The following is a 7972-nucleotide window of genomic DNA, read 5'->3' as shown; positions in this document are numbered from 1 at the left end:
CTCCTATAAACCATTCTTACATAAGGAAAACAGCTACTATAATTTTAAAAAACGCCCGAAATTATTCAAAGCAAAAAATTTCTAAAAATAAGCGCAACACGCAAGCAAAAATAAAAAATGAGGGTAATAGCTTAGCAATTGCTACTACCCTCATTTTTTATTAAAACCTCAGTACTTAATCACAAAACACAAAATTATGCGAAAAGCACTTTGGATTTTAATAATTGCAAGACAGATGCTTAGAACGCCTTACTTTAATCAAGAAAGCACCTGCAACAGGCAACAATATTGCAATAATAAATGCGATTTGCGCTACACTACTGCCTGTTGAACTTAACGCATGAACATTCTTCTTAACAGCATTATTTACTACTGTTATTTCAGTCCAAGCAACTTGATTACCTTTTTCGTCAACCAAAACAACCGTATGCTTTCCGGTATATCCAGCTGGGAACTGAGCATCAAATTGAGGCTTGCCATTAACCATGCGAACAGTCACAAACTTTGAACCATCAGCACCCTTAAGCAAGCGTGGAGATGAATAGATATACGCGTAAGCATAAACTACTCCATCACGCTGCAAACGCTCGGTGAACTCTTTGTTTACAACATTAATTCTCACACTGTTAACAACACCTGCAGTTGCAACGTTATTGTTACCAACGCTAAGAGTTCCCTTTAATTCTGGATTAAGCTGCTGAACTGTTTCAGGAGCAACAGGTACAGGAGCAGATTCTGCTGGCTTAGCTGGAGCTGGTTTAGCAGAATCAGCTGGAGCCGGCTTTTCTGTTTTTTCCGACGGAACTGGCTTTTCCGACGGAACAGAAGGCTTAGACGGCTTTGATTGTTCACTGGACTCAGACGGAGTCGGCTTCGGAGCAGGAGCAGGAACTTGCTGATGCTCACCAGGTTTTGGAGCTGGAGCTGGCTTTGTGCCAGGCTGATCAGGTTTTGGCTTCTCAGGCTTCTTACTAGGATCCTCACCAGGCTTTGGCTTTTCACCAGGCTTTTCACCAGGCTCAGACGGATTCTCAGGCTGTTTGCCAGGCTCATCACCAGGCTTTGCATCCGGAGGAATTGGCTTAGATTCCTTATCTTTACTAAGCAATACTGCTGTAGAAACAGGAGCAATCTTGTATGTGCCATCATCAGCAACAGTTGCGTCTTGAGCAGTATCATTCACTTTGCCATTAGCAACAAGTGCAGAATACTTTCCTGCTGGAATCTTTACTTGAGTTTCAGCATTATTAGCATTGAACACTACAACATATTGCTTATCTGCATCGTTAAGTGTGTAAGCAATTACACCATCAGGAGTGCCATCAATCATCTTCATGTTCTTGTTAATTGTTGCATAATCAAAATCACGAAGAGATTTAATGCTCTTGCGTAGCTTCAACAATCCCTTGAAATAGTTCACGGAATCAGACTTGTCAGCAGCACGATTCCAATCAAGAGCATTGTCTTTATCGCCAGCATTGTAACTATTATCGTTACCATTCTTAGTTCGCAAGAATTCCTGACCAAGCTGAATAAACGGCATGCCGCGCGAAAGCAAAATCATTGAATTTGCAAGCTTTACTCTCTTCAATCGTACGTCTTCAGTGTCGTTAGGAGCAGAGACCTTTAGCTTATCGTACAACGACAAGTTATCGTGAGCTTCAACATACTGAACAATTTGACCTGCATCAGCAAAGTGCGTTTCAGCATTACCATTCCAGCACTTAACAGTACTACTCGTGCCAAATTGGCAACCAAGCAAATTATGCTCAAGCAAAGCCTTAACACCTTTATCTGTATTGCCATTGACAAAACCAGTACCCTTAGCAGCAAACACAGAACCTTTTACAGAATCGCGGAATGAATCGTTAAAGAACGCTACTCCTGGAATCTTATAAGCATTTGGTTGAATAGTAGACTCGCTCTTAGGAAGCAGTTCATTCATATCCCAGCCTTCACCAAGCACAATAATTGAAGGATCAATCTTATTAAGCTCAGCACGCACTTCTTGCATAGTCTTCAGGTCAATTAAGCCCATCAAATCAAATCGGAAGCCGTCGAGGTTGTAATGCGTAGCCCAATACTTCACAGAATCCAAAATATACTTGCGCATCATTTGACGTTCAGACGCAGTATCGTTACCGCATCCAGAATTACCATTCAGAGCACCATCCTTATAGCGGAAGTAGTATCCAGGAACTGTCTTGTTAAACGAATGATTTTGTGCGTTGTAAACATGGTTGTAAACAACATCCATAATCACGCGCAAACCAGCCTTATGAAGGCCAGCAATCATTTGCTTAGCTTCCTGAACTCGCGTTGTTGGATTGGCAGGATTTGTAGAGTAAGATCCTTCAGGAACATTGTAGTTTTGCGGATCATAACCCCAGTTTTGAGCGCCTTGCTTTCCATAGCTCAAGTCACCAGTTTCATTCACAGAACCAAAATCATACATTGGCATGATTTGTACGTGAGTGACACCAAGCGACTTCAAATAATCAAAGCCAGAAACATTCTGCTTATCTTTAGTCTTAGTGCCTTCTTCTACTACGCCAAGATACTTGCCACGATGAGCATCGCTAATACCAGAGTTTGGATTGATCGAAAAGTCACGAACATCCATTTCTGCAATTGTTGCGTCACTTGGATTCGTAAACTTTGGCATACGATTTCCAGCACTGCCTGCGTCTTTATCTGCTAATACAACAGAACGCTCACCGTTTACTACTGCAGCTTTCGCATAAGGATCAGCAGAAACATTCACTGTGCCATCAGCAAAATGAACTTCATATGCGTAAGCTGTATTAGCTTTGTCACCTTCAAGCTTTACAGACCATACGCCACGATCTTCTGCTTTCATAGCTGTTTCTTTGTCTTTTTCAGCTTTTTCAGCAGTCGACTTATAAGTAATCAGCTTTACTTCAGTTGCTGTTGGAGCCCAAAGCTTGAAAGTAGTTGAAGAAGCAGAATACACAGCACCTAAATCATCACCATTGTACGCGTATTTCTTATCGAACTCATCGGTACGAATTACGCTAGCACCAGTTTTTGAGGAAGCAGAAAGCTTAATACCTGTAGCTAATCCTTTAATACTCAACTCATACTTATGCTTAATATTAAGGTCATTCTTGGTTTCGATAGTAATCTCTGAACCATTAGCTTTAGCAGAAGCAATTTCAACTTTCTTGCTAGGATTTTCACTAGTATCCAAAAGTGTTACGTCAGAGTCTTTTACAGAAGACACATCTCCAGATACTTTTACAGCTAACTTCTTTAAACCAGCAATATCAGCAGACATCACGTGAGCTGTAAGTTGTGGCATAGTAGCGTTTAAATACACTGTCATGTCATCTTGCATTAACCAGACTTCAGCACTACCCTTGTTTGGATCACTTGGATCTATCTTAATAGCATTGTTTGGAATACTGCGATCGCTAGGATCTTGCTGATTCCAAGCGTCAATTGGCGTAGATTTTCTAACTTTGAAACCAACACTGTCAATACCACCATCATTCTTAGCAGTAAAGGTTGCAACTTTGCCGTAATCGTCATGCGAAGTGAAGTAACGAGCAGATCCATTAGTTCCGTCGTTCCAAGTCCACATGTTCCAGCCTTCATAATCGCCAGCATTCCTGCGATAATGAACTGTTACCTTTAATTCTTTTGGCTTACTCTTAAGGTTGTCTGGAGCAGTGAACTGTGTAGTATCCGATCCGCCTGTTACCCAAGCTTCAGCAAGACCACTTGCACAGTTTTCAATAGCACGATCGCCACCGTCTTTACTCCAACCTTTTGTAGTAGTAATAAAGGAAAGTGACTTGTTTTCAAAAGCACCATCAACTTTAGTTTCAAAAACTTTGCCGAATTTATCAGTGCCATTAAACTTATGCCAAGCTCCAGGTAAATCTTTACCATCCTTGTCTTTGCCCCACAACCAAATGCCAATATCGCGAGTATCACCCGCTTTTTGTGCATAGTGGATGCGAACAGTGGTCTTTGGATTATACGCTACTGGGCAAGGATTTACTCCAACGCTACCCTTGTGATCTTGAGCTAAATACGAATCAGTGTGAGCTGGAATCTTAAAGTTATTATTATATCCTTCGTGATACCAGTAGTTTTCACCATTATTAAACACTGCTTCATAAGCTTTACCATTGGTTCTAATTGTCTTCTTATACCAACCGTCACAAGCCTTCTTCATCTCATCGCCAGGAGCCTGAGTCCAGCTTGAGCCTATGCCGTAATGAACATATACTTTTTTACCGTTAAACTTTTCGTCTGGCTTAAAGTAAATAGTTGTTGTAGGATCTTCTGGCATGCCTGCATCAGGCTTTTCTTCACCATATTTAGGATCAGATGGGTCTGTAGCAGTGCCAGCCGGATGTGTAGCTTTTGTTGCATTAACATGTAAAACTACTGCTTCGCGAGCGCCAATCTTGGTTTTAACTTCACCTTTTGCAACTTTAACAGTCTTAGAGCAGTCACCTGCAGCGTACACATTGCAATACTCACCATCAGGCAAATCAGTTTTATAAGAAACTTCTTTTTCGTCAAGCGAATTGTTTATTGCTAAGAAGCCCTTCTTTTCACGGCTAAAAGCAACGTTATTGTCTCCATCATCCTGCCAATTCGTAACTTTCGCACCTTGCACAGCATTGTAGAATCCAATCATTCCACGAATAGAAGTCCAACGCTGAGTGCACTGCCACTGAGAATTCTTTCCGCACTTTACATCTGGAATGTTCGTATCAGTTGCACCAGGAGCGCCATCATCATTCTTATCGAACTTGTATCCGGAATACACGTTTGGAGTGCCGTATGGCCACGCGAGCATGAACGCGTTTGCTAAAGCGTAACGACGACCATCCTTATACGTAAGCACGCTGTTACCGCGCTCTGTATCCCAATTCGTAACAAAAATAGCAGCTTTATCGCTCTTAACCATTCCGTCTTGAATTTTGTTCAGAGGCTTGCTTGCCTTAATCAGCGAGCCTTTGAAGTTTTGCTTAAGCTGGTAAGAGTAGCCAAACTCGTTAACTTCGCCTTCATTCAAATGTGCAGACGGCTGAATTTGTGCAGCTTCTGAAGAGTTGCCAATAGTCTCTTGCATCCACCAGATGTCATTAATCTTTTTGCTATCTTCAACACTTTCGTTGTATTGCTTTATAGCAGAAGCTTTAATGCCCCTCATATCTTCTGGCGAAATATGCTTAACTGCATCCACACGGAAACCAGCAACGCCAAGCTTCAACAAATCTGCAAAATACTTACCTAAAACTTGCTGAACATGCTGACTACCAGTATTCAAATCAAGTAAGCCTACAAGCCTGTGAGTCCAAACTTCTTCAGCATTCGTATAATCTTTAATATTTTCAGCACTTTGATGGAAATCGTCTTTAGTGTATCCAGCATCTTCAAAAGTCTGAGTAGACACATCATACTTACTTCCACCAACACCGACTTTATCTTTATTATCAGCGCCAGCCATGTGATTAATAACAGCATCAGCAATGATTCCAACATTTGCCGCTTTGCAAGTTTGAATCATCTGCTTAAACTCAGCTTCAGTGCCAAGTTTAGAATTTAATTTATAGCTAACAGGCTGGTAAGAAGTCCACCAGGCTTTACCTTTAATATGATCCTGCGGTGGAGACACCTGCACATACTTCACACCTTCAGGACCATAAGTTTTAGTGCACTCTTGAGCAATACTCTTCCAATTTTGCTGAAAAGCAGTAACAATAACACCTTTACCTTTAAGAGTTACATTCGAAGAAGTTTCTTTGCTATTGCTAGACTCCCCGCTAGTCACAGCGTTTGCACTACCAGTAACAGCAAAACCAGTTACAAGCATTGCAACAGACGCAACAATAGCAACCATCTTCGATGCAAAGTGTCGACGATGACTCATCAGTATCCTTTCCTCCATTGGTATCAACACGCTTCTTCCTTGGGCGCATTAATAGCCTCAATGCACAAACGATGGCTAGCACTACTATGTTGCCAGCCATCGTTATAAATATGCATTATCAGCGGAGAAAATTATAACATCTACATATTGACAATATTGCAATAACTATACAAAAAACTGTAATAATGTCAATATAAATTTACTTCCAGCCGTCTTTCACTTCGCAGCTTACTTATTAGAACCTGCCTTATTTTTTGCATAGAATCAGAGCTAACTCAATCAATAGCACAGCGAAAACAATTACAATCATCGCCACAGTACTAAACGTGGAAGTACTTCCAAAATGCTCTACAGCCTTAACATGCAAAGCAATAGCAGAATTAGCTGGAATAGTTATCTCTACTTTCCCACCATTTACAGTAACTGTGCTAGAGCATTTACGTGAAGCATATACGTTACAATACTCACCGTCAGGCAAATCAGTTTTATAACTCACATTTTTAGGCTTATCAGTATTGTTAATCGCCAAGAATCCCTTGTTTCCGCGACTAAAAGCAATGTTATTATCGTTGTCATCCTGCCATTGAGTTACTTTCGTGCCCTTAACAGCATTGTAGAATCCAATCATTCCACGAATAGAAGTCCAACGCTGAGTGCACTGCCACTGAGAATTCTTTCCGCACTTTACATCTGGAATGTTCGTATCAGTTGCACCAGGAGCACCGTCATCGCGCTGAGTGAACTTATATCCAGAATAAATATTTGGTGTTCCATACGGATAAGCAAGCATAAAAGCATTAGCTAACTCGTACTTTGCTCCATCCTTATAAGTGAGAACTCGAGTCGAATTGTCACGCTCAGTATCCCAGTTAGTCACAAAAATAGCTGCTTTCTTATTAGGAATAAGCTGATCTGTAATATGAGACAAATTCTCAATTGAGCCATAGAAATAATTACGCAAGCGATATGAGTATTCAAACTCATCTACTTCACCTGTACCAACATATTGATCTGGCTGAATTTTAGGATCTTGTTCAGGAAAACCAATTGTTTCTTGCATCCACCAAATATTTTCAGGCTTCATTCCAGCAGCTTTAGCAGCAGCTTCTTTTATGCCTTTCACATCTTCAGGACACATATGTTTTGTGGCATCAACTCTAAAGCCCGCAACACCCATTTTCAGCAATTTTGCAAAATAGTTACCAAGAATTTTTTGTACATGAGGCTTAGAAGTATCCAAATCAAGCAAACCAACTAAACGATAATTCCAAACGACTTGCGCATCTTTATATGTGTAAATATCTTTATCTATTTGGTGAAAATCATCTTTTGTGTAACCAGCATCCGGATAGCTTTGATTTGCCGCATCATACTTACTACCGCCAACACCTACAGTATCTTTATTACTATCGCCGGTTGTGTGATTAATTACAGCATCAACAACAATTCCAACACCAGCTGCCCTGCAAGTAGTAATCATATTTTTAAACTCGTCTTCAGTGCCAAGCTTTGAATTTAGATTGTAACTAACTGGCTGATAAGAAGTCCACCATGCTTTACCTTTAATATGATCCTGCGGCGGCGAAACCTGTACATAACTCACACCCTCAGGACCATAAGTTCGCTTACACTCTTTTGCAATACTTTTCCAATTTTGCTGAAAAGCAGTAACGATCACACCTTTTGGCGGAAGACCGTCTGTTGATTTAGTTGAAGCAAATGCCGAAGAGTTTGGAACAATAGCAAAAATACACATTAATACCGTTGCTACAGCAGCAATTGCAGTAATTGCAGTAAAAGAGCACATTACATTGCGCTTGTAATTATTGATTAATTCGCAAGCATAATTACTTTTTTTACGCTCACTTGCTTGCAATTGTGCACTGTGGATCATCGTTGTTCCTTTCACATCACGTACAGCACTTTCATTGTGCGAGAATACTTTTATTATTATACGCTTATTGTTTATGTACGAGACATTAAAATATAAAATAAAAACGTCGCCTAGCAAGCTAAGCGACGTCGTGCACGTGCCCCCGGTGAGACTCGAACTCACAC

2 protein-coding genes are annotated in these 7972 nt (G+C 40.7%); both read right to left on the bottom strand.

Translation table 11 applies throughout. The features are described 5' to 3' along the window. Positions 1-217: 217 nt before the first annotated feature. Positions 218-5884 (bottom strand): type I pullulanase, encoded by a 5667-nt coding sequence (gene pulA, locus A5295_RS04015; RefSeq protein WP_064621764.1) that lies wholly within the window; start codon positions 5882-5884, stop codon positions 218-220. 277 nt (positions 5885-6161) lie between these two features. Continuing rightward, positions 6162-7808: an alpha-amylase family protein gene (locus tag A5295_RS04010; RefSeq protein ID WP_064621763.1), complete on the bottom strand. Its 1647-nt coding sequence runs from the start codon at positions 7806-7808 to the stop codon at positions 6162-6164. Positions 7809-7972: the final 164 nt, after the last annotated feature.

The organism is Gardnerella sp. 26-12 (assembly GCF_001660745.1).
Lineage (GTDB): Bacteria > Actinomycetota > Actinomycetes > Actinomycetales > Bifidobacteriaceae > Bifidobacterium > Bifidobacterium swidsinskii.
Note: the sequence above shows the minus strand (reverse complement) of the source record. Positions and strands in the feature narration are given on the sequence as shown.

Bases quoted from the DNA above. Each gene is read 5' to 3' on its own strand.
- A5295_RS04010 (WP_064621763.1), bottom strand. From the start codon at position 7,808: ATGATCCACAGTGCACAATTGCAAGCAAGTGAGCGTAAAAAAAGTAAT.
- pulA (WP_064621764.1), bottom strand. From the start codon at position 5,884: ATGGTTGCTATTGTTGCGTCTGTTGCAATGCTTGTAACTGGTTTTGCT.